We start from the raw sequence: 21,314 nt of genomic DNA, 5'->3' as shown, positions 1-21,314 counted from the left end.
CAACATGAAATTGCTATAATAAGGGCTTCTCAAAAACTTATATAATTATTTTATATAATAATAAGATAAAACGTTATTTATTTCTTAAATAATCTCTTTCTAAATACAAACATACTTAATGCTGAAAGAACAAGTGCTAATCCAGAAAGTAAGGTCGGTGTGTTAGCTTGACCACCAGTTGCTGCTAAAGACTTCTGATTTTCCTCTTGCTTATTAGCATGTTGTTTATTTGAATCTTTTTCTTTCGCACTCTCTTGTCCTACCACTTTTACTGGACCAACTTGATTATTCCCTTTTGGCTCTTGATCCAATCCAGTTGCTGATTCTTTTACCTCTTCTTTTGTACCTGCAACTTCTTTCGCCGGCTCTTTTACTTCTTCTTTTGTTTCTTCAATTTCTTTTACCGGCTCTTTTACTTCTTCTTTTGTTTCTTCAACTTCTTTTACCGGCTCTTTTACTTCTTCTTTTGTTTCTTCAACTTCTTTTACCGGCTCTTTTACTTCTTCTTTTGTTTCTTCAACTTCTTTTATCGGCTCTTTTACTTCTTCTTTTATTTCTTCAACTTCTTTTGTTGGTTCTGTCACTTCTTCTTTTTCAACTATATTCTGGATTACTGTTCCGTTAAAGCTTATACTAGTTTCATCCGAATCTAAATCAAATTTATATACCTTTTCACCTGGAGTACTCCATTTCATTACTCCGTTATTAAACGTTCCACCCTCACTTGTTAGTTTAATATTCTCAATAGTTTCTCCTTCTAAGTCATATACCGGAACTTTAATTTCTTCATTTACTTTCGCTTCATTTAAAATGATTTTTTGTCTCCCGACATCAATTGTAAACCACTGACCTAATTGTATTAACGGCCTTACATCACGAACCTCATTTCCAGCTAATTTTAAACTAAGTAAGTCTAACATTGGACCAATAACCGTTACATCTTTAATATGATTGTCTGCAAGATTTAACCACTGTAAGTTTTTTAATGAAGATAACGGTGTTATATCTTCAATTTGATTATGAGATACATTCACAGCGTTTAATTGTTTCAAATCGGAAATGAATTCTATATTTTTTAAACCCAATCCTTCTAAAGTTAAGCTTTCTAAATTCGTCATGTACTCTAAACCTGTTACATCTTTTATCTCTTTTCCTTTTTCTTTAAGTATCTCTAATGTTTTAATCTGTAATAAATCTTCTTTTGTTATAGGGGCATTTATATTCTTTCTACCAAAGTTTTCTTTATTAATATGTTGTTGTAAAGTTTTATCAAGAATCAAATTTTCACTTTCTTTTTGTTTTTCAACTATATTCTGTACGACCATCCCATTAAACCTTATTTTACTTTCAGCAGAATTCGTATCTAGTTTAAATTCATATATTTTTTCTCCAGGACTATTCCATTTTATAAATCCGTTACTCAGCGTAGCCCCCTCACTTTTCAATTTAATATTTTGAAGTGGCTCTCCTTTAAAATTGTATACTGGAATTTTTATTTCTTCATCTACGCTTGCTTCATCTAAAAAGATTTTTTGTCTTTGAATATCTATTGAAGTTCGCTTACCCAATTCCTCAACAGACTTTATGTCAGAAATTTCATTCGCTCCAAGATTTATCTCATGTAAATTTGTTAAATTACTCAGTGGCGATATATCAGAGATATAATTCTCTTCTAAATTCAATACTTGTATTTTTACTAATTTAGATAATGATGATATATCTTTTATTTCACTATCAGCAATTTCTAGTTCAATAAGATTACTCATTTTACTAATAGGCTCAACATCGCTAATTTTATTATTTCCTATCCATAGTAGTTTCACATTCTTTAACTTCTCAATACCCGAAAGATTACTAATTTGATTATTTGCTAAGTATACTTCTTCTAACGATAACACTGTAAATAATGGTGTAAGATCCTTTATATTATTACCAATTAAATCTAATATTTTAATCTTTTTCATTTGACTTAACGGTGTAAGATCTGCAATTTTGTTATCTCTTAAAAAGAGCATGTCAAGATTCTCTAGCTTAGAAACGGGTTGAATGCTTTCAATTGGATTAGAGGATAAATCTAAATATTTCAAATGTCTCAATCCCGAGATAACAGATATGTCTGTTACATTAGACTCTCTTAATGTCAACTTCTCTAAGTTTGTCATATATTCTAAACCAGCTATTTCATTTATCCCCTCACCTGAGTATATGGATAATGTTTTAATTTTTAATAAATCTTCCTTCGTTATAGGTTCATTTATATTTTTTCTCTCTAAATTATATTTATTAATATGCTGTTGTAATTTCTTATCAACTATTACATTTGCACTTTCATCTTGTTGATCCACTTTATCCTCTTTATTTTCCTTTTGATCTTTTGGAACATTGTTTTCTAGATTTAATGCATTTACTTCAAACTGCACCTGGTACTTATTATCATAGGCCATTGTCGGAATATAAATATGCATTTGCATATTATATCTTTTTCCTAATTCTCCAACTTCAAATTGAATAACCTTCGTCCCATTTTTCTTTTTATCCTCTGATATGACTTTTACATCATGGAATACACCAGGAGTATCAATATCCTCTGTTTTCAAGTATTCGAAGAAATCACTATCACTTAACGTTGCCGTTACAATTTTCTTCCCATTCTCAATAGTTAATTTAGGATTTTTTATATAAACAGCTGCCATAGACTCTTCATTCGTTTTATCTTTATACGCTTTAATAACAGCATCATATGTACCATCTTCTAAAGCATGTCCAGTTTTGTTCGCCTCAATTGCTACAGCTGCTAAAGCAGGCGTTGAATACGTAGCAAATGGAAGTGATAACGCCGCAGCGATAATCATCGCATTTATATGTTTTCTTTTAGTTTTTTTCAACTTTACATCTCCTCCAAAATATATAAATCGAAATGTAATCATTTCTCGAATAAATGATAATGATTTTCATTATCATTGTCAACTAAAAAATAAAAAGTTTACAAAAAAATAACCCCTTTACAAGGGGTTATGCCATTTTTTCTCCTGATTCTTCTTTAAAAAAGCTCTTCATCGCATGAAATACATCTGCTTTTTGCTTTAAAATATAATATCTGAAATTCTCGTCTTTAATATTTTTATATGCTGACATAAGCGTACTGTGGCGGTTGTACTGATTCACTTCCCCATACCCAAACATATTACACTTCTTCATCAACTCTTCCACAAGCTTTACGCATCTAGCATTATCCGAAGTTAAATTATCACCGTCTGAAAAATGGAATGGATAAATATTATAACGGTCTGGTGAATATTTATTATCGATTAACTCAAGTGCTTTTTTGTATACAGAAGAACAGATCGTTCCGCCACTTTCCCCTTTTGAGAAAAACTCTTCTTCTGTGACGACCTTTGCTTCCGTATGGTGAGCAATAAACTCAATGTCTACGGTTTCATACTTTGTGCGTAAAAATCTTGTCATCCAGAAAAAGAAGCTACGTGCCATATACTTCTCCCATATCCCCATCGATCCACTCGTATCCATCATCGCTAATACAACGGCTTTTGAATCTGGCTTTAACACTTCATTCCAAGTACGGAACTTTAAATCTTCTTGGTGAATTGGATGGAAAGATGCTTTACCACGCATTGCATTTCGTTTATATGCAGATATCATCGTCCGTTTCTTATCAATATTTCCCCATAATCCTGTTTTTCTAATATCATTAAATTCAATATGTTCAATCCGGTTTTCATCCATTTCTTTTCTCTTTAAATTAGGCAGCTCTAACTCTTTGAAAAACGCTTGCTCCAATTCTAAAATTGAGACTTCTGCTTCATAATAATCTTCTCCAGCTGCATCTCCTGCCCCTTGCCCTTTTCCTGGTCCCTTCTGTTTTTGACCACCTGATCCATCTCTTGCAACAACATCACCAACTTTGCTGTCACCGTTTCCTTGCCCAACGTGTTTGTTTTTATCATAATTGTATCTAATCTTATATTCATCTAAAGAACGAATCGGTATTTTCACAACATCCTTGCCATTAGACATAACTATACTTTCTTCTGTTACAAGGTCTGGTAAATTATTTTTGATTGCCTCCTGCACTTTTTCTTGATGGCGTTGTTGGTCGTCATATCCTTTGCGATGGAGGGACCAGTTTTCCTGTGAAATCGTGTAATTTGGTTGGTTTTCTTCGCTCATTCCTTTCCCTCCTTACTGTAATTGTCTTCCCCTATGAACAGCAATCTATAATTTTGTTTTCTAGTGTGCGTAACTAGAATATTTGAAAAATAACTGTTCATCGAAAATCATCCCATAAACATATATAGCGTTTTTCATACAATACTCCGAGCATCCTAAACAAAATTTTGCCACTCACATAATAGAAAGAAACATTCAGCCGTTGATAAGAAAGAAACACAATGCATTGTTGCACACATTTTCGTTTTGCAACATATTGTATTGTGTTGGCTTTTTTGTATGAATGGTTGGTTACTCTATCATATGCATATTGTAAAAATAATTGACAAGAAATTCATAAAATCGCATCTTAATTTATTATATTCGGACAAGCTATGACATTTTTTACAGATATCAATAGATAACAAAACGCCGCCCCAAGAATAAGAGACAGCGTTTTGTTATCAAACTATCGATTTAACAAACTACCTACATATCGTAACAATTCATTCGCAGATGAAGAATTATAGCCATGCTCATCAATTAAGCGTGCAACAACATCATTGATTTTCTTAAGCTGATTTTCGTCTGGTGTTTTCGTTGATGTTGTAATTTTCACTATATCTTTTAAATCGGCAAATAATTTTTTCTGAATCGCTTCACGAAGACGTTCGTGTGAATTATAATCAAAGCGTTTCCCTTTACGTGCATAAGCAGAAATGCGAATTAAAATTTCTTCACGGAATGCCTTTTTAGCATTTTCTGAAATTCCAATTTGCTCTTCAATCGAACGCATAAGTTTTTCATCTGGGCTCATTTCTTCACCAGTTAACGGATCACGTAATTTTGATTTATTGCAGTATGCTTCGACGTTATCTAAGTAATTATCCATAAGTGTCTTAGCTGATTCTTCGTATGAATAAACAAATGCTTTTTGTACTTCTTTCTTAGCAATTTCATCGTATTCTTTTCTCGCTAATGAGATGAAATTCATATAGCGCTCTCGGTCCTCACTACTAATTGACGGGTGCTGATCCAATCCGTCTTTTAACGATCTCAGTACATCTAGTGCATTAATAGATGGTACCTCTTTTCGAATAATTGTAGAAGAAATTCGGTTAATGACATAACGAGGGTCAATCCCCTTCATACCTTCATCTTGATATTCGCGTTGCAGTTCCTCTACATCAATCGTATTATATCCTTCTACCGTTTCTCCATCATATAAACGCATCTTTTTAATTGCATCAATATCTGGACGCTTCGGGTCTTTTAAACGAGTTAAAATAGTGAACATTGCTGCAACGCGAAGTGTATGCGGTGCAATATGAACATTGGACACATCACTTTCACGAATCATTTTTTCATAAATATGTTCTTCTTCACTAACCCGTAAATTATATGGAACCGGCATTACAATAATTCGTGAATGCAATGCTTCATTTTTCTTATTTGCTATGAAGGAACGATACTCTGTTTCATTTGTATGCGCTACAATTAATTCATCTGCTGAAATAAGCGCAAATCTTCCTGCTTTAAAATTCCCTTCTTGTGTAAGCGATAGTAAATGCCATAAAAATTTCTCATCACATTTTAACATCTCTTGGAATTCCATCATGCCGCGGTTCGCCTTATTTAATTCTCCATCAAATCGATATGCACGAGGATCTGATTCCGAACCGTATTCTGCAATTGTAGAAAAGTCTAGACTACCTGTTAAATCGGCAATATCTTGTGATTTTGGATCAGAAGGACTAAATGTACCAATTCCTGTACGGCGATCTTCAGAGAAGAAAATACGTTCTACAACTACATCCTCAATTCTTGACCCATATTCTTGCTCTAAACGCATAACATTTAATGGTGATAAATTCCCTTCAATCCTTACTCCATATTCATCAAAGAAATCATTCCGTAAATGCTGTGGAATTAAATGAAGTGGATCTTCATGCATTGGGCATCCTTTTATTGCAAAAATCGCTCCACGATCTGTTCGTGAATATGTTTCTAATCCTCGTTTCAACATCGTAACTAATGTTGATTTCCCCCCACTAACAGGCCCCATTAATAATAAAATACGTTTCCTAACATCTAATCGTTTTGCAGATGGATGAAAATATTCTTCCACAAGGCGTTCTAAAGCATCCTCTAATCCAAATAGCTGATTACTAAAGAAGTTATATTTTCTTCTACCATCAACTTCTTCAATTCCAGCATCTTTTATCATATTGTAAATGCGAGAGTGTGCTGTTTGAGCCACCCATGGTCTTTCTTTCACAAGCTCCAAATACTCCGCAAACGTACCTTCCCATTGTAAACGTTCTTCTGCTTCCCGATATTGTTCAATTTTCTTTAGAATATCCATTATAGCTCCTCCCCCATCTCCTTGTTCAATCGGATTATTATAAAAGGTATGCTAGGATGTCCTTAAACATTCTTTAAATCAAAACGAAATATATAATAGCGCTATAAAATTCTCTCCAAAATTCAAAGAAAATTCTGTATAATAAAGGTATTAAAGTTTTCACGCTGCTATTCATTGTAAATAAATTCTTTTCTTCTGGGAACCTTACATACATTTCGATTCACAAATAGGATTCGTCAACCGAAAAAGTAAGGGGGAAATTAGTATGAAGTTATTATTAATTTTAGGTGTATCACTCACATTTCTTACAGCTATTTTCACATCTGGTTATAACGATAAGCCAGGTACAAAAAAAAGTGATGTGCTTTTCAGCACATCACTTTTTTCTTGTTTTTTATACACTATTTAAAATAAATATTTTCCACATCGTATATCGATAAAGGGCGATTATAAAAATAACCTTGTACGATTTTCACATTCTTTTCCTTTAAAAACTGTATTTGTTCCGCCTTTTCTACTCCTTCTGCAATTACATTTAACCCTAGAGTATGTGCTAAATTAATAATTGCAGCCGTAATATTCGTATCTCTTTCATCTTTATATATACCTTCCATAAAAGAACGATCAATTTTTAACGTATCAATCGGATATGTTTTTAAATAACTTAAAGATGAATATCCCGTTCCAAAGTCATCTAAATGAATCTTTAAATTTTGTTCTTTTAACTGCAATAACACTCTTTTTGATACATCTTTATGTATAAGAGCCCCTTCTGTAACTTCTATTGCTAATAAATGAGGGGGAACGTTGTACTTATTTAAAGCACGTGTAATCATCTCTATTAATGTAATAGAGCGAAAATGTTTAGCTGAAATATTAACTGCGATTGGTACAACCACATATCCTTTATTTAACCATTCACGTATCTGTTCACAAACTTGATGTACTACCCATTCATCAAGTTTAATAATAAACCCTGTTCTTTCAGCAAGTGGGATAAATTGATTGGGCGAGACAAAACCTAGCTCCTTATTCTCCCACCTTATTAAGGCTTCCATACTGGATATCTTTTCCGTTTCAATATTAATTTGAGGTTGATAATAGAGGGAAAATTCATTTTTCTCTATAGCACGATGTAACTGATTTTCTATTATAAACCTTTGTTCACGTTCACAATCTAATCCACTACAATAAAAATGATAATACCCTTTTCCTTTTTCCTTTGCTTTTTCCAAAGCTGCGTCGACTCTTTGGAAAAGCATTTTTTCATCCATTCCATCTTCTGGGGCCATTACAATCCCAATTGATGCACTCAAATAAACATCCTCTTCTTCTATTACAAAATGCCCACTAATTTTTTTTAATATTGTTTGTGCAACTTCCTCTACGTATTCTCTCGTTATATTTTCTATTAACATAACAAATTGATCATCATGTTCTCTAAATAAATGCATATCTTCTATTTTTAGGTCTCGTAAGCATTCAGTAACTTTTTTTAAGACTTGATCCCCTTCTTTATGACCAAATGTATCATTAATAAGGTGAAATTCATCCAAATCTATAAAAACCAATGCGAATTCTTTATTCTCAGCTAAAAATTCATTTAGCTTATTTGTACATGATATTCTATTCATTAACCCCGTTAACTGATCAAAGTAAGCTAAATATTCTGTTTTCATCTCATTTAATACTTGCCTCGTAACATCTCTCGTAACAATGTACCCCCCGACGATTTCACTATTCACAATAATGGGGATTGTCCTCACGGAAATATAAAGTTCATATCCTTCTTTATGAATATATTTCTTTGCAACAATTTGTTTTGCTCTTCCCTGTAAAACATTTTTAAATATAATTTGAAAAGTTTTTTCATATTCTTTATTTATAAACTGACAAATAAATTGGTCCTTTAACTCTTCATATCGATACCCAAAAATTTCATAAGTCGCTGGATTTGCATATGTAATTCTTCCAATAGAATCTACAGATATAATGGAATCATTATTATATTCTAGTAATGACTTAAATAACATTTGTTTTTCTTCTATTTCCACTTTTTTCTTAACCTGTGCTGTAATATCTCTAGTAATACAAATAATAAACTGACATGTTCCATTTACATCGCATACTGGATTAAGTGAAGATTCATAATGTATATCACCAGTTGGCAAACTAATTACATCACAAAATGTAATTGCTCTCGCTTCTCTCATTACTTTTGCATATTGTCCTTGCAATAACCTTGCCGTATCTTCTGGTAATACTTCTGCAAAAGTTTTCCCATAACATTCTTTCCCTAGCCTGGCGTGATTCATTCCTATTTTATTCACATAAATATATTTAAAAGTTTCATCATCAATAACTTTCACAATAAACACTAAATCTTGAATAGCATGTAACAATCCCTGTCTTACTAAATCCATATCTATCATACTTAAAAAGGTATTTTGATTATTATATTGTTCCTTCATATTTATCTCAACCCGTCTTATCTATTTTTATTCATATATCTCATTCTATATGAATATGTACCTTTTTAAAATGTATGATTACATATTTTTTTAAAAATAAAAAAGCCGCCAAATGGCGACTTTTAATACACGATTTCTAAATCTAATCCTGGATAATTTTGTTGACGGAACGCTTCATAAATTAAAATTGCTGCTGTATTAGATAAATTTAATGAACGTACTTTATCCGTCATTGGAATACGTAAACAATGATCGAAGTTTTCTTCAATTACATTAGCTGGTAATCCATTTGTTTCTCTTCCAAATACGAAATAGTAATCCTTCTCACGTTTGCTATAATCAAATGCTGTATGAGCTTTCTCGCCATACTTTGTTAAATAAAAGAATTCACCATCTTTATTTTTCTCATAAAATTCTTCGATTGAATCATAATACGTAACTTTTACGTGCTGCCAATAATCTAATCCTGCACGCTTTAACATTTTGTCATCCGTTGAAAATCCAAGCGGTCTAATCAAATGTAATTCTGTTCCAGTTGCTGCACAAGTACGTGCAATATTTCCTGTATTTGCTGGAATTTCTGGTTGATATAAAACAACATGTACTCCCACGCGATATTCACCTCTATTTTTTATCTACTACGTATTATACCACTTGAACGAAAAATCTCTACCCATTAATAATATGAAAGAATTTATATTTCATTTGTGGTGTATATTTACTAGAATCTTCATAGTTCCAATAACGCCTGCGGCTATTCGCTGAATGTGCATTTACAAGCGGCATACCATCTGCGTCTTTTGCTACTACAATTGTCGTATGATTCCACCTACCATCATCCTCAAAATCATACGCAATTACATCGCCAAGAATAAGGTCTTCTGGCCTTTCTACTGCTTCTGCTCGAAGCCCTGTTGTAGCACCTGACAAATACCAATAAAAAGAGTGTGCTACAGCCCAGCTCCAACTCCACTGGTTTCCCCTTTGCCACCACCCTTTACGAATGTTAGGATGTCCATTCATCGGTACTTCTCCAGTGTGCAGACATTGTGAAATGAAATTTGTACAATTATCCGGAAAATTACGGTATGCAGAATTGCGATCATCCCACCAACGCTCTGCATATTTCACTGCCTCTAAACGATTATATTGATATGAACCGTATTTTTCTTTCGTGACTTCCCGTTCTAACGTTTCACCTATTTCTATTTCTTCTGACACTTCAAGAGCATAATCATCTATTATACAACTATTTTTCAAACAAACTCGTCGTTTTAATTGTTCCTCTTCGATATAAAATAATTCTTTATGCCTAATTAAATATTTCAAGTGTATTTGATAATCAATTTCTTGATGCTCATTACTATTTAATTGTCTAATGAAAGAAATATCTGCAGTTGCTTTCACTATATGTGCACTACGCTTTTGAAACAATTGTTTCTTTCTCTGTACCATTTGTAACAAATCTACTGCAATACCGTCTACATCTGTTCGTTTCTCTGTTATATATGCTAAAAACTGTTGCACTTGCTTTTCAATATTCGCTTTTACAACCATTTCGTCTCCCTCCCATATTACAATATGAAAAAGGGAGATATTATCTACTCTTTTTTCTGTGCTAACAATTCAAGTCCACGATTCATTTCATGAAGAACCTCTTCATCTTTCTCACGTTCCATCGCTTTTTCAATCGCTTCTCCTACTCCATCTCCACCAATTTTCCCAAGTGCCCATGCTGCTGTTCCTCGAAGTACTGGTCTTGGATCATCTTTCATAACACCGATTAAATCAGGAATTGCTGCTGTTTCTTTGAAATGTGCAAGTGCTAAAATAGCATTTCGTTGCAATGGTTTTTTACCTCTCCATGAACCAGACATAATTCCATACTTCTCTTTAAAATCACGATTACTAATTGTTAAAAGTGGTGTTAATAACGGTTTAACTAACTCAGGGTCAGGCTCCATTTCAGGATGGTTATGAAAATCCATTCCTTTATTTTTCGGACAAACAGTCTGACACGTATCACATCCATATATACGGTTTCCTATTTTATCGCGATATTCTTCAGGCAGAAACCCTTTTGTCTGTGTTAAAAATGCAATACATTTCTTCGAGTCCAACTGCCCGCCTTGTACTAAAGCACCTGTAGGACAAATATCAATACATTTCGTACAACTTCCACATTGATCTTCTATTGGTCGATCAGGAGGGAATGGAACATTCGTAATCATTTCTCCTAAGTATACATACGAACCAAATTCCGGCGTAATAATAGCGCAGTTCTTACCACTCCATCCAATACCGGCACGCTCTGAAACAGCTCGATCACTTAGCTCCCCTGTATCAACCATTGACTTCACTTCTATATCCGGCAGCTTTTCGATTAAATACGCCTCTAACTTTTGCAAACGATCTCGTAGAACAAGGTGATAATCTTGGCCCCAAGAAGCACGGCAAAAAATCCCACGTCGTTCCCCTCGTTTACTTAATGGTGCATTTTTTAATTTTGAAGGGTACGCTAAAGCAATCGCAATAATTGATTTCGCACCAGGTAACAATAGCTGTGGATTCGTTCTCTTCTCTATATCAGGCTCTTCGAATCCCGACTGATAATTTAATTGTTGTTGTTGGATTAGACGCTGCTTTAATTCCTCAAATGGTGAAGCACTGGCAAAACCTATTTTATCTATACCAATCGTTTTACTATACGCAATTACATCTTGCTTTAATTGTTCAAAGTCCATTTTCAATCGCCTCCACCGATGAATCCATCCCTTATGTAACGACTATATTGGTTATCAATTCACTTTTGGAATAATATTCTTCACTTCTATTTTCGCATACAATTATGATTTTCAAACATTAAAAAACGCAATGCTTCGTTTATCTTAGAAACGAAACACTGCGTTGATCACAATTTATTAGAAAAACATTAAATAAAATTTGGAGCGGGTGAAGAGAATCGAACTCTCGACCAGAGCTTGGAAGGCTCTTGTTTTACCACTAAACTACACCCGCAAATATGAAAAAAATATAAGATATTGAAATAACTTATGTAAAGTAGTATAGCATGTAAAAAAAATCGAAGCAAGAAATTTATCGAAAAAAGTCGAAAAAGTGATGAGATACCTCATCACTTTTTCAATTCTTTATCAATCGCCTTCTTCATACTATCGAAATCAGGGTTTGCAAGATTCCCATTTATATATACTGAAGGAGCACCTTGAACTTTTAATTTTTGAGCACGATCTGAATCTTTACGTACTTTGTCTTTCATTTCTTTACTGTGTAAATCTTTTTTAAACTGTTCTACATTAATTTTCGGAAGCTTTTCTTTCACAATATTAAGAAGTAATTCTTCTGTAATCCATTCTTCCGTATCTTTCTTTTGATTTTGATAAATCTCATCATAGAAAATCCAGAATGAATCTTGATCTTGTTTATAAATTGCTTCACCGGCAGCTGCACCTAAATCAGAGTCTTTTCCGATAAACGGGAAGTTAATAAAATATAACTGCACTTTACCTTTATCAATATACTCTTCTTTTAATCGTGGTAATACTGTTACATCCCAAGTACGACAAGCTGGACATTTAAAATCTCCAAATTCAACTACCTTAACTGGAGCATCATCTTTCCCTAAAGATTGTTGCGTAGAATAAGCAAACATCTCATTCCCTTTATCTTTCTTGTCATTTATGATGCTATACACAATCGTTCCGATTACAATCAATACTGCGATAGAAAAAACTATACCAAGAGCCATGAGTTTGTTTGATGATTTCATATACATTCCTCTTTAATTTCATATTCTGTATACATCATTGTACACAATACACATAATATCAATACTTACATAGGTCACGCAATGAACACGCTCACATAAATTACAAAAATACAACGTTTGTGACAATATTGTGTCGCCTTTTGTCACAAATTATTAAAAAAAGAAGCTCCTATGTAGGAACTTCTTTTAACTTACTGCTTTTTCACGGGCATTTTTTAACATGGATTGCTCTGTTTTTATATCATGGCGAATTACTAATTTCTCACTAACTGCTTGCACATATTCATCATGATTTATATACCCTTCTTTCTCCATTAGCCTTAAAACTACATTCCGTCTCTCAACTGCTTTATCATAATTTTGTGCAGGTGAGTAATAAGCCGGTGCTTTTACTATAGCAGCCATCATTGCACTTTCAGCCAGTGTTAATTGATCCACTTTTTTACCGAAGTAAAGGTTTGCTGCTTTTTCAATCCCCCATGCGCCTTCTCCGTAGTAAATATTACTTACATACAATTTTAATATCTCATCCTTTGTGAATGTACGTTCAATCTTTTTCGTATAAAAAATTTCTTTCCACTTACGGGAAAATGTACGTTCATTAGATAAGAAAGCATTTTTAGATAACTGCTGTGTAATCGTGCTTCCTCCTTGCACAACACCACCAGCTTTTATATTCTCAATAGACGCCCTGATAATCGCTATATAGTCTAAACCGTTATGATGATAAAACCTTTTATCTTCCGTCGCAATAAATGCGTGTGTTAATGATTCTGGCACCTCTAAATTAGCAGGTACATGTAATTTACTAATATCACTTCGCTCAATCATTACATTTCCAACGAATAATAATGCAAAACTTAACAATAATAATAATATAATGGCTTTATAAAGAAATTTAGTTAATGGATTTAATGCAACTTTTTGATGATAATTCACTCTAGATAATACTCGTTCTTTCATCTCGAACACCTCTTTTCCACACAGCATATAACTCTTAATTTAAGAATACCTTGTTATAAAAGAATATCCCATCGATTTCTCTTACACCTACCTTACAACATTGTAAGGTGTAAAAATGTATTGTATCACAGTCCCTTTTTATCTACTATTCATATGAAATGTTGAATATACATTTGTTTATCACACTATTTATAGGCAGTAGGACTCTCCTTAATTTCACTTTATTCTTTTATTATATCAGTTTATACATTTATACTTTTAAACATCTAGCAATCTAATTATATACGATATATTACCATTATACAGAACAAACGTTCCGTAAATCAATACTAATCTCGCTATTTGTAAGCAGTAAGTCTTCTCCCTCAAAACTTGGCTATAGCTAGGAAATTAGGTGGTAGTCCTGCTTCCTCCACCAATTATTAGCCTACACTTTATTATTGTGACCTTTTTCTGAAACAGTATACATAAAGAAAAGGTTAGCAATTTGAGCTGTCCTCAAATAACTAACCTTTTCTTTACAACCTTCCTATAAGATTATATGGCTGAACTTCCCATGTTTCGTATGGAATAAAATGCATTGCTTTCATCGCATCAAGTGTCCTTGATTTCATATGAGGACGCGTTATATACTCATCAATGTTCTCTTCGTTTAAAGCAACAAATTTAGCCTCTTTTATTTCTTCAGGTTGAATTTTTATTTCACCACTAACATATGCTACTTTAAAAACAACAGCTACAATATGCATAGAAGCATTATAATAAATCCCTGTAACTCCGATAGGCTTCACAGTTAATCCTGTTTCCTCCATTATTTCTCTGCAAACAGCTTGATCGAGCGCTTCCCCTTCTTCTACCTGTCCTCCAGGCATTTCCCACGTATCAGCTCGCCAGTGCACTTTCGTTAAAAGCACCTCATTCTTTTCATTTGTTAAATAACCTGCTACGGCAACAATATGCTTTGGTGTTTTATGCTCCACAGAAATACCTCCTAGAAATACGATTATTTAAAATACAAACCTCTAACCATATTCCCTAGCAGCTACAAAATACCTTTAATACTTTACCACCTTAATTAACTCCATAAAAAAAGACCCTATCCGTTAAAGGAAAGGGTCTTCTGTCTTATATTATTCCCCTAAGTCTACGTTGTGGTAAACTTGCTGTACATCTTCTAAATCTTCTAATGCATCAACCATTTTTTCAAATTGTACTTGAGCATCTTCAGGAAGTTCTACATCACTTTGTGCAAGCATTGTTAATTCTGCAACTGTAAATTCTTCAACACCAGCACCTTTAAGTGCAGATTGTACTGAATGGAACTGATCAGGTTCAGCATAAACGATAACAGAATCTTCTTCTTCTAGAATGTCACGTGCATCTACATCTGCTTCCATTAAGATTTCAAGAACTTCATCTGATGTTTTACCTTCAAGACCGATAACAGCTGTCGCATCAAACATGTAAGCGACAGAACCGTTTACACCCATGTTACCACTGTTTTTGCTAAATGCAGCTCGTACATCTGCTGCAGTACGGTTTACGTTATTTGTCAGTGTATCTACAATTACCATAGATCCGTTTGGTCCAAAGCCTTCATAACGAAGCTCGTCATAGTTTTCTTCTGAACCGCCTTTTGCCTTTTCAATCGCACGGTCAATAATTGTTCTTGGCACGTTGTATGTTTTCGCACGTTCTAATACAACTCTTAACGTTTGGTTTGATTCTGGATCTGGCTCGCCTTGTTTTGCTGCCACATAAATTTCACGTCCAAATTTCGCGTATATACGGCTTGTATTTGCATCTTTTGATGCTTTTTTTTCTTTAATATTGTTCCATTTACGACCCATACTTTCCACTCTCTTTCCCATTTTAAATCTACATAAAAATATTAATATGAAATATAATGTGTATTCAACACATTTTTAAAAGAAATATAAAAAGTTCATTTTTGATTCATATTACAGACATAATATAAATCACTATCATTTTGTTCTTTCGACAAGTTATATTATACATGAATTCCTAAGTTTATTACGAATTTTAGAATCACATAGCATAATTTAACAAAAAAACCCTAACATTTCTGTTAGGGTTTTTTTAGGTGACATTTATATAGAGTGCTACCCTTAAAATCCTTTATTTTAAAGCATTTTAAAAATTTTGAGCTTCTTTAAACATGATAAATTAAAATGAAACGGAGCCAAAATGGAATCATATTAAATAACTGACACCTTTTACTTTCATTTCTCTCCCTTGATTAAATTTATCATATTTCATTTATTACTGTGATGATTTATTTTATTATTTCTCACTAAACAATAAGAAACAGGGCAAAGCTGCCATGTCCTTTTAAAGATTTGTTATGTAGTATGTTATGAATTATTCATTATCAAACTAAAGTTATTCCTTTTCATTCCTCTACTAATCCCATAATATTTCCTTAATTACTTTCTATTGCAGTATAATTAAAATAGGAAAAAATTTGAAGAAAAGATGGGAGAGAGTAATTATGACACATTCAAATGAGAAAAAAGCACATGGTCTTAAAGGGATAGGAGAAAAGCTAAACCCAACTATCTATCAAGTGAGATTCATGAAATTAGATGAACCAATTCACTTTGAGTCGTTCCCTAAATTAAAGGAATTAGGGGACTGGTTGAGTACTTCAACGCAAATATGGTCGTGCCACTCAACTATGTACAAGTACAACAGAGAAGAGTTTGAAAAGAAGTTTTTGGAAATTACGAAATTACCAGCTGATAATGTGGTAATTTCAACTGGTGGTATCGGATTTAACTTCATGTCACCAGGGTGGAGAGATTCTCTCTAGAGTGCTCGAAAAAATTCTTATATATGTAATATTCTACTGAAATTTTATCCTTTTAATACTTCATAGTTTCTTCCAACTGTATCTAAAGTTCGTCACTTACTCACCGCACGCTACCCCAACGCACTATTAGTGCTTATTTTGTAGTGTGAAGAAAACACAAAAAAACTCTACACAATTAGTGTAGAGCCTTAATGTTAAGCCGTTCGTGATACCGATGGTCGGGGTCGAACCGACACTCCCGAAGGAACACGATTTTGAGTCGTGCGCGTCTGCCAATTCCGCCACATCGGCATAAAAGAAAGGCGGCAACCGGATTTGAACCGGTGGTAAAGGTTTTGCAGACCTCTGCCTTACCACTTGGCTATGCCGCCATATGAAGTTAAAATGGAGCGGAAGACGGGATTCGAACCCGCGACCCCAACCTTGGCAAGGTTGTATTCTACCACTGAACTACTTCCGCAAAAATGGCTGGGCTAGCTGGATTCGAACCAGCGCATGACGGAGTCAAAGTCCGTTGCCTTACCGCTTGGCTATAGCCCACCGAAGTTTTACTTAATTATATGTAAGTATCCATTATTTTATTTGTAATTTTAAAAAATAAAAATGGGGCGACTGATGGGAATTGAACCCACGAATGCCGGAGCCACAATCCGGTGCGTTAACCACTTCGCCACAACCGCCATGTTGTGTTTATATATTTGGCAGGGGCAGTAGGAATTGAACCCACACTGGAGGTTTTGGAGACCTCAGTTCTACCTTTAAACTATGCCCCTATGTAAAATGGTGGAGGGGGGCAGATTCGAACTGCCGAACCCGAAGGAGCGGATTTACAGTCCGCCGCGTTTAGCCACTTCGCTACCCCTCCGAAACTTACATGGTGCCGGCTAGAGGACTTGAACCCCCAACCTACTGATTACAAGTCAGTTGCTCTACCAATTGAGCTAAGCCGGCATATTTTATTAAAATGGTGGCTCGGGACGGAATCGAACCGCCGACACGAGGATTTTCAGTCCTCTGCTCTACCGACTGAGCTACCGAGCCTTATTAAAATGGCGGTCCCGACCGGGGTCGAACCGGCGATCTCCTGCGTGACAGGCAGGCATGTTAACCACTACACCACGGGACCATTTGGTTGCGGGGACAGGATTTGAACCTGCGACCTTCGGGTTATGAGCCCGACGAGCTACCGTACTGCTCCACCCCGCGACAATATTATTCATATAATTTATATGGTGGAGGATGACGGGATCGAACCGCCGACCCCCTGCTTGTAAGGCAGGTGCTCTCCCAGCTGAGCTAATCCTCCAAAAGTGGTGACCCGTACGGGATTCGAACCCGTGTTACCGCCGTGAAAGGGCGGTGTCTTAACCACTTGACCAACGGGCCAAAAATTATAAATTCCTTATGGCGGAGAGCAAGGGATTCGAACCCTTGATACGCTTGTGACGTATACACGATTTCCAATCGTGCTCCTTCGGCCAACTCGGACAGCTCTCCAATGGCTCCGCAGGTAGGAATCGAACCTACGACCGATCGGTTAACAGCCGATAGCTCTACCGCTGAGCTACTGCGGAATAATATTGCCTGGCAACGTCCTACTCTCACAGGGACAAGGTCCCAACTACCATCGGCGCTAGAGAGCTTAACTTCCGTGTTCGGTATGGGAACGGGTGTGACCTCTCTGCCATCATTACCAGACATTATTCTTTTGAGACAATCATTATTATAACTTATTCACCCTGAAAGTCAATAAATTTTATATATTCTCTCAAAACTAGATAACGTTGCTTCATATTATATGGTTAAGTCCTCGATCTATTAGTATTCGTCAGCTCCACATGTCACCATGCTTCCACCTCGAACCTATCAACCTGATCATCTTTCAGGGATCTTACTAGCTTACGCTATGGGAAATCTCATCTTGAGGGGGGCTTCATGCTTAGATGCTTTCAGCACTTATCCCTTCCGCACATAGCTACCCAGCTATGCCCTTGGCAGAACAACTGGTACACCAGCGGTGCGTCCATCCCGGTCCTCTCGTACTAAGGACAGCTCCTCTCAAATTTCCTGCGCCCACGACGGATAGGGACCGAACTGTCTCACGACGTTCTGAACCCAGCTCGCGTACCGCTTTAATGGGCGAACAGCCCAACCCTTGGGACCGACTACAGCCCCAGGATGCGATGAGCCGACATCGAGGTGCCAAACCTCCCCGTCGATGTGGACTCTTGGGGGAGATAAGCCTGTTATCCCCGGGGTAGCTTTTATCCGTTGAGCGATGGCCCTTCCATGCGGAACCACCGGATCACTAAGCCCGACTTTCGTCCCTGCTCGACTTGTAGGTCTCGCAGTCAAGCTCCCTTATGCCTTTGCACTCTACGAATGATTTCCAACCATTCTGAGGGAACCTTTGGGCGCCTCCGTTACACTTTAGGAGGCGACCGCCCCAGTCAAACTGCCCACCTGACACTGTCTCCCGGGTCGATGAGACCCGTAGGTTAGAATTTCAATACAGTCAGGGCGGTATCCCACCAGCGCCTCCACCGAAGCTAGCGCTCCGGTTTCAATGGCTCCCGCCTATCCTGTACAAACTGTACCAAAATTCAATATCAGGCTACAGTAAAGCTCCACGGGGTCTTTCCGTCCTGTCGCGGGTAACCTGCATCTTCACAGGTACTATAATTTCACCGAGTCTCTGGTTGAGACAGTGCCCAAATCGTTACACCTTTCGTGCGGGTCGGAACTTACCCGACAAGGAATTTCGCTACCTTAGGACCGTTATAGTTACGGCCGCCGTTTACTGGGGCTTCAGTTCAGAGCTTCGCTTACGCTAACCCCTCTCCTTAACCTTCCAGCACCGGGCAGGTGTCAGCCCCTATACTTCGCCTTACGGCTTCGCAGAGACCTGTGTTTTTGCTAAACAGTCGCTTGGGCCTATTCACTGCGGCTTTCCGTTAAGAAAGCACCCCTTCTCCCGAAGTTACGGGGTCATTTTGCCGAGTTCCTTAACCAGAGTTCTCTCGCACACCTTAGGATTCTCTCCTCGCCTACCTGTGTCGGTTTGCGGTACAGGCACCTTTTATCTCGCTAGAAGCTTTTCTTGGCAGCGGGGAATCAAAGACTTCGCTCCATAAGGAGCTTCCCCATCACAGCTCAGCCTTCACGATAAGCGGATTTGCCTACTTATCAGCCTAACTGCTTGGACGTGCACAACCAATCGCACGCTTCTTCTATCCTTCTGCGTCCCTCCATTGCTCAAACGATAAAGAGGTGGTACAGGAATATCAACCTGTTGTCCATCGCCTACGCCTGTCGGCCTCGGCTTAGGTCCTGACTAACCCTGAGCGGACGAGCCTTCCTCAGGAAACCTTAGGCATTCGGTGGACGGGATTCTCACCCGTCTTTCGCTACTCATACCGGCATTCTCACTTCTAAGCGCTCCACCAGTCCTTCCGGTCTGACTTCACTGCACTTAGAACGCTCCCCTACCACTGATACCATTGGTATCAATTCGCAGCTTCGGTGGTGTATTTAGCCCCGGTACATTTTCGGCGCAGAGTCACTCGACTAGTGAGCTATTACGCACTCTTTAAATGGTGGCTGCTTCTGAGCCAACATCCTAGTTGTCTAAGCAACTCCACATCCTTTTCCACTTAATACACACTTTGGGACCTTAGCTGGCGATCTGGGCTGTTTCCCTCTTGACTACGGATCTTATCACTCGCAGTCTGACTCCTAAGGATAAGTCATTGGCATTCGGAGTTTGACTGAATTCGGTAATCCGATGAGGACCCCTAGTTCAATCAGTGCTCTACCTCCAAGACTCTTACACTTAAGGCTAGCCCTAAAGCTATTTCGGGGAGAACCAGCTATCTCCAGGTTCGATTGGAATTTCTCCGCTACCCACACCTCATCCCCGCACTTTTCAACGTGCGTGGGTTCGGGCCTCCATTCAGTGTTACCTGAACTTCACCCTGGACATGGGTAGATCACCTGGTTTCGGGTCTACGACCACGTACTAAACGCCCTATTCAGACTCGCTTTCGCTGCGGCTCCGCCTCTTCAGCTTAACCTCGCACGGGATCGTAACTCGCCGGTTCATTCTACAAAAGGCACGCCATCACCCATTAACGGGCTCTGACTATTTGTAGGCACACGGTTTCAGGATCTCTTTCACTCCCCTTCCGGGGTGCTTTTCACCTTTCCCTCACGGTACTGGTTCACTATCGATCACTAGGGAGTATTTAGCCTTGGGAGATGGTCCTCCCAGATTCCGACGGAATTTCACGTGTTCCGCCGTACTCAGGATACATTCAAGAGAGAACGAAGTTTCGACTACGGGGTTATTACCCTCTGTGACGGACCTTTCCAGGTCGCTTCGTCTACCTCGTTCCTTTGTAACTCCGTATAGAATGTCCTACAACCCCAAGAGGCAAGCCTCTTGGTTTGGGCTAGATTCCGTTTCGCTCGCCGCTACTCAGGAAATCGCATTTGCTTTCTCTTCCTCCAGGTACTTAGATGTTTCAGTTCCCTGGGTCTGTCTTCCATACCCTATGTATTCAGGTAAGGATACCATACCATTACGTATAGTGGGTTTCCCCATTCGGAAATCTTCGGATCAAAGCTTACTTACAGCTCCCCGAAGCATATCGGCGTTAGTCCCGTCCTTCATCGACTCCTAGTGTCAAGGCATCCACCGTGCGCCCTTTCTAACTTAACCAAACTAAA

At 37.0% G+C, this 21,314-nt stretch carries 13 protein-coding genes, 16 tRNA genes and 2 rRNA genes; 2 read left to right on the top strand and 29 right to left on the bottom strand.

The window, feature by feature from the left end; all coding sequences use genetic code 11:
- Window positions 1-77: 77 nt before the first annotated feature.
- The 3 genes from JFU23_RS18455 to JFU23_RS18445 all read right to left on the bottom strand — a co-directional run bounded on the left by JFU23_RS18455 (window position 78) and on the right by JFU23_RS18445 (window position 6,532).
- Window positions 78-2,885, bottom strand: a complete 2,808-nt coding sequence (locus tag JFU23_RS18455) for a leucine-rich repeat domain-containing protein (RefSeq protein WP_201032424.1) — start codon at window positions 2,883-2,885, stop codon at window positions 78-80.
- 127 nt (window positions 2,886-3,012) lie between these two features.
- Entirely contained in the window at window positions 3,013-4,188 is a 1,176-nt protein-coding gene (gene yhbH / locus JFU23_RS18450; RefSeq protein ID WP_002010376.1) for a sporulation protein YhbH, read from the bottom strand.
- Window positions 4,189-4,636: 448 nt separating this feature from the next.
- Complete coding sequence (locus JFU23_RS18445; RefSeq protein WP_085308991.1) at window positions 4,637-6,532, bottom strand: PrkA family serine protein kinase; 1,896 nt, start codon at window positions 6,530-6,532, stop codon at window positions 4,637-4,639.
- 265 nt (window positions 6,533-6,797) lie between these two features.
- On the opposite strand from JFU23_RS18445, the gene JFU23_RS18440 reads away from it, so the two are divergent.
- On the top strand, window positions 6,798-6,941 hold the full coding sequence (locus JFU23_RS18440) for a hypothetical protein (protein ID WP_201032423.1): 144 nt from the start codon (window positions 6,798-6,800) through the stop codon (window positions 6,939-6,941).
- Here JFU23_RS18440 and JFU23_RS18435 read toward each other — a convergent pair.
- The 9 genes from JFU23_RS18435 to JFU23_RS18395 all read right to left on the bottom strand — a co-directional run bounded on the left by JFU23_RS18435 (window position 6,934) and on the right by JFU23_RS18395 (window position 15,603).
- On the bottom strand, window positions 6,934-9,003 hold the full coding sequence (locus tag JFU23_RS18435; protein ID WP_201032422.1) for a sensor domain-containing protein: 2,070 nt from the start codon (window positions 9,001-9,003) through the stop codon (window positions 6,934-6,936). The two genes, JFU23_RS18440 and JFU23_RS18435, sit on opposite strands and share 8 nt — an antisense overlap.
- Before the next feature lie 122 nt (window positions 9,004-9,125).
- Window positions 9,126-9,614 carry a tRNA (uridine(34)/cytosine(34)/5-carboxymethylaminomethyluridine(34)-2'-O)-methyltransferase TrmL gene (trmL, locus tag JFU23_RS18430; protein WP_000538149.1) on the bottom strand — a complete coding sequence of 163 codons (489 nt, stop codon included), beginning with the start codon at window positions 9,612-9,614 and terminating at the stop codon, window positions 9,126-9,128.
- A 58-nt stretch (window positions 9,615-9,672) separates the two neighbouring features.
- Window positions 9,673-10,560 (bottom strand): amidase domain-containing protein, encoded by an 888-nt coding sequence (locus tag JFU23_RS18425; protein ID WP_201032421.1) that lies wholly within the window; start codon window positions 10,558-10,560, stop codon window positions 9,673-9,675.
- A 44-nt stretch (window positions 10,561-10,604) separates the two neighbouring features.
- The gene (gene queG, locus JFU23_RS18420; protein WP_002115986.1) at window positions 10,605-11,747 is read right to left on the bottom strand and encodes a tRNA epoxyqueuosine(34) reductase QueG; all 1,143 of its coding nucleotides are present in this window, start codon (window positions 11,745-11,747) and stop codon (window positions 10,605-10,607) included.
- Between the two features lie 200 nt (window positions 11,748-11,947).
- A tRNA-Gly gene (locus JFU23_RS18415) sits at window positions 11,948-12,021 on the bottom strand.
- 115 nt (window positions 12,022-12,136) lie between these two features.
- Window positions 12,137-12,790 carry a DsbA family protein gene (locus JFU23_RS18410; RefSeq protein ID WP_002091101.1) on the bottom strand — a complete coding sequence of 218 codons (654 nt, stop codon included), beginning with the start codon at window positions 12,788-12,790 and terminating at the stop codon, window positions 12,137-12,139.
- A gap of 186 nt (window positions 12,791-12,976) precedes the next feature.
- Window positions 12,977-13,753, bottom strand: a complete 777-nt coding sequence (locus JFU23_RS18405; protein WP_002029649.1) for a transglycosylase domain-containing protein — start codon at window positions 13,751-13,753, stop codon at window positions 12,977-12,979.
- Between the two features lie 518 nt (window positions 13,754-14,271).
- Window positions 14,272-14,733: an NUDIX hydrolase gene (locus tag JFU23_RS18400; RefSeq protein ID WP_085308983.1), complete on the bottom strand. Its 462-nt coding sequence runs from the start codon at window positions 14,731-14,733 to the stop codon at window positions 14,272-14,274.
- 150 nt (window positions 14,734-14,883) lie between these two features.
- On the bottom strand, window positions 14,884-15,603 hold the full coding sequence (locus JFU23_RS18395) for a YebC/PmpR family DNA-binding transcriptional regulator (RefSeq protein WP_002113875.1): 720 nt from the start codon (window positions 15,601-15,603) through the stop codon (window positions 14,884-14,886).
- A gap of 662 nt (window positions 15,604-16,265) precedes the next feature.
- Between JFU23_RS18395 and JFU23_RS18390 the strand changes: the two genes are divergently transcribed.
- A complete protein-coding gene (locus JFU23_RS18390; RefSeq protein WP_201032420.1) occupies window positions 16,266-16,586 on the top strand; it encodes a DUF3884 family protein in 321 nt (106 codons plus the stop codon).
- A 209-nt stretch (window positions 16,587-16,795) separates the two neighbouring features.
- On the opposite strand, the gene JFU23_RS18385 is transcribed toward JFU23_RS18390, so the two are convergent.
- The 17 genes from JFU23_RS18385 to JFU23_RS18305 form a co-directional block, all read right to left on the bottom strand.
- A tRNA-Leu gene (locus tag JFU23_RS18385) sits at window positions 16,796-16,877 on the bottom strand.
- A gap of 9 nt (window positions 16,878-16,886) precedes the next feature.
- Window positions 16,887-16,957, bottom strand: a tRNA-Cys gene (locus JFU23_RS18380).
- Between the two features lie 14 nt (window positions 16,958-16,971).
- A tRNA-Gly gene (locus JFU23_RS18375) sits at window positions 16,972-17,046 on the bottom strand.
- A 5-nt stretch (window positions 17,047-17,051) separates the two neighbouring features.
- Window positions 17,052-17,126 (bottom strand) — tRNA-Gln (locus JFU23_RS18370).
- Window positions 17,127-17,190: 64 nt separating this feature from the next.
- Window positions 17,191-17,266: transfer RNA gene (locus tag JFU23_RS18365), tRNA-His, on the bottom strand.
- Window positions 17,267-17,285: 19 nt separating this feature from the next.
- A tRNA-Trp gene (locus JFU23_RS18360) sits at window positions 17,286-17,359 on the bottom strand.
- An 8-nt stretch (window positions 17,360-17,367) separates the two neighbouring features.
- Window positions 17,368-17,451, bottom strand: a tRNA-Tyr gene (locus JFU23_RS18355).
- Window positions 17,452-17,461: 10 nt separating this feature from the next.
- Window positions 17,462-17,537, bottom strand: a tRNA-Thr gene (locus JFU23_RS18350).
- Window positions 17,538-17,551: 14 nt separating this feature from the next.
- A tRNA-Phe gene (locus JFU23_RS18345) sits at window positions 17,552-17,627 on the bottom strand.
- 9 nt (window positions 17,628-17,636) lie between these two features.
- Window positions 17,637-17,712 (bottom strand) — tRNA-Asp (locus tag JFU23_RS18340).
- A gap of 3 nt (window positions 17,713-17,715) precedes the next feature.
- Window positions 17,716-17,792: transfer RNA gene (locus JFU23_RS18335), tRNA-Met, on the bottom strand.
- 24 nt (window positions 17,793-17,816) lie between these two features.
- Window positions 17,817-17,892, bottom strand: a tRNA-Val gene (locus JFU23_RS18330).
- Between the two features lie 5 nt (window positions 17,893-17,897).
- Window positions 17,898-17,972: transfer RNA gene (locus JFU23_RS18325), tRNA-Glu, on the bottom strand.
- A gap of 19 nt (window positions 17,973-17,991) precedes the next feature.
- Window positions 17,992-18,083 (bottom strand) — tRNA-Ser (locus tag JFU23_RS18320).
- A gap of 2 nt (window positions 18,084-18,085) precedes the next feature.
- Window positions 18,086-18,160 (bottom strand) — tRNA-Asn (locus JFU23_RS18315).
- An 8-nt stretch (window positions 18,161-18,168) separates the two neighbouring features.
- Window positions 18,169-18,284 (bottom strand): 5S ribosomal RNA (rrf, locus tag JFU23_RS18310).
- Between the two features lie 100 nt (window positions 18,285-18,384).
- A 23S ribosomal RNA gene (locus JFU23_RS18305) occupies window positions 18,385-21,306 on the bottom strand.
- Between the last annotated feature and the right edge of the window lie 8 nt (window positions 21,307-21,314).

The sequence above is a fragment of the Bacillus sp. TH50 genome, assembly GCF_016650565.1.
Classification (GTDB): Bacteria; Bacillota; Bacilli; order Bacillales; family Bacillaceae_G; genus Bacillus_A; species Bacillus_A mycoides.
Note: the sequence above shows the minus strand (reverse complement) of the source record. Positions and strands in the feature narration are given on the sequence as shown.

Excerpts from the sequence above, each read along its gene's own strand:
- yhbH (WP_002010376.1), bottom strand. The coding sequence starts at position 4,188 with ATGAGCGAAGAAAACCAACCAAATTACACGATTTCACAGGAAAACTGG.
- JFU23_RS18445 (WP_085308991.1), bottom strand. The coding sequence starts at position 6,532 with ATGGATATTCTAAAGAAAATTGAACAATATCGGGAAGCAGAAGAACGT.
- JFU23_RS18440 (WP_201032423.1), top strand. The coding sequence starts at position 6,798 with ATGAAGTTATTATTAATTTTAGGTGTATCACTCACATTTCTTACAGCT.
- JFU23_RS18435 (WP_201032422.1), bottom strand. The coding sequence starts at position 9,003 with ATGAAGGAACAATATAATAATCAAAATACCTTTTTAAGTATGATAGAT.
- JFU23_RS18425 (WP_201032421.1), bottom strand. The coding sequence starts at position 10,560 with ATGGTTGTAAAAGCGAATATTGAAAAGCAAGTGCAACAGTTTTTAGCA.
- queG (WP_002115986.1), bottom strand. The coding sequence starts at position 11,747 with ATGGACTTTGAACAATTAAAGCAAGATGTAATTGCGTATAGTAAAACG.
- JFU23_RS18410 (WP_002091101.1), bottom strand. The coding sequence starts at position 12,790 with ATGAAATCATCAAACAAACTCATGGCTCTTGGTATAGTTTTTTCTATC.
- JFU23_RS18405 (WP_002029649.1), bottom strand. The coding sequence starts at position 13,753 with ATGAAAGAACGAGTATTATCTAGAGTGAATTATCATCAAAAAGTTGCA.
- JFU23_RS18395 (WP_002113875.1), bottom strand. The coding sequence starts at position 15,603 with ATGGGTCGTAAATGGAACAATATTAAAGAAAAAAAAGCATCAAAAGAT.
- JFU23_RS18390 (WP_201032420.1), top strand. The coding sequence starts at position 16,266 with ATGACACATTCAAATGAGAAAAAAGCACATGGTCTTAAAGGGATAGGA.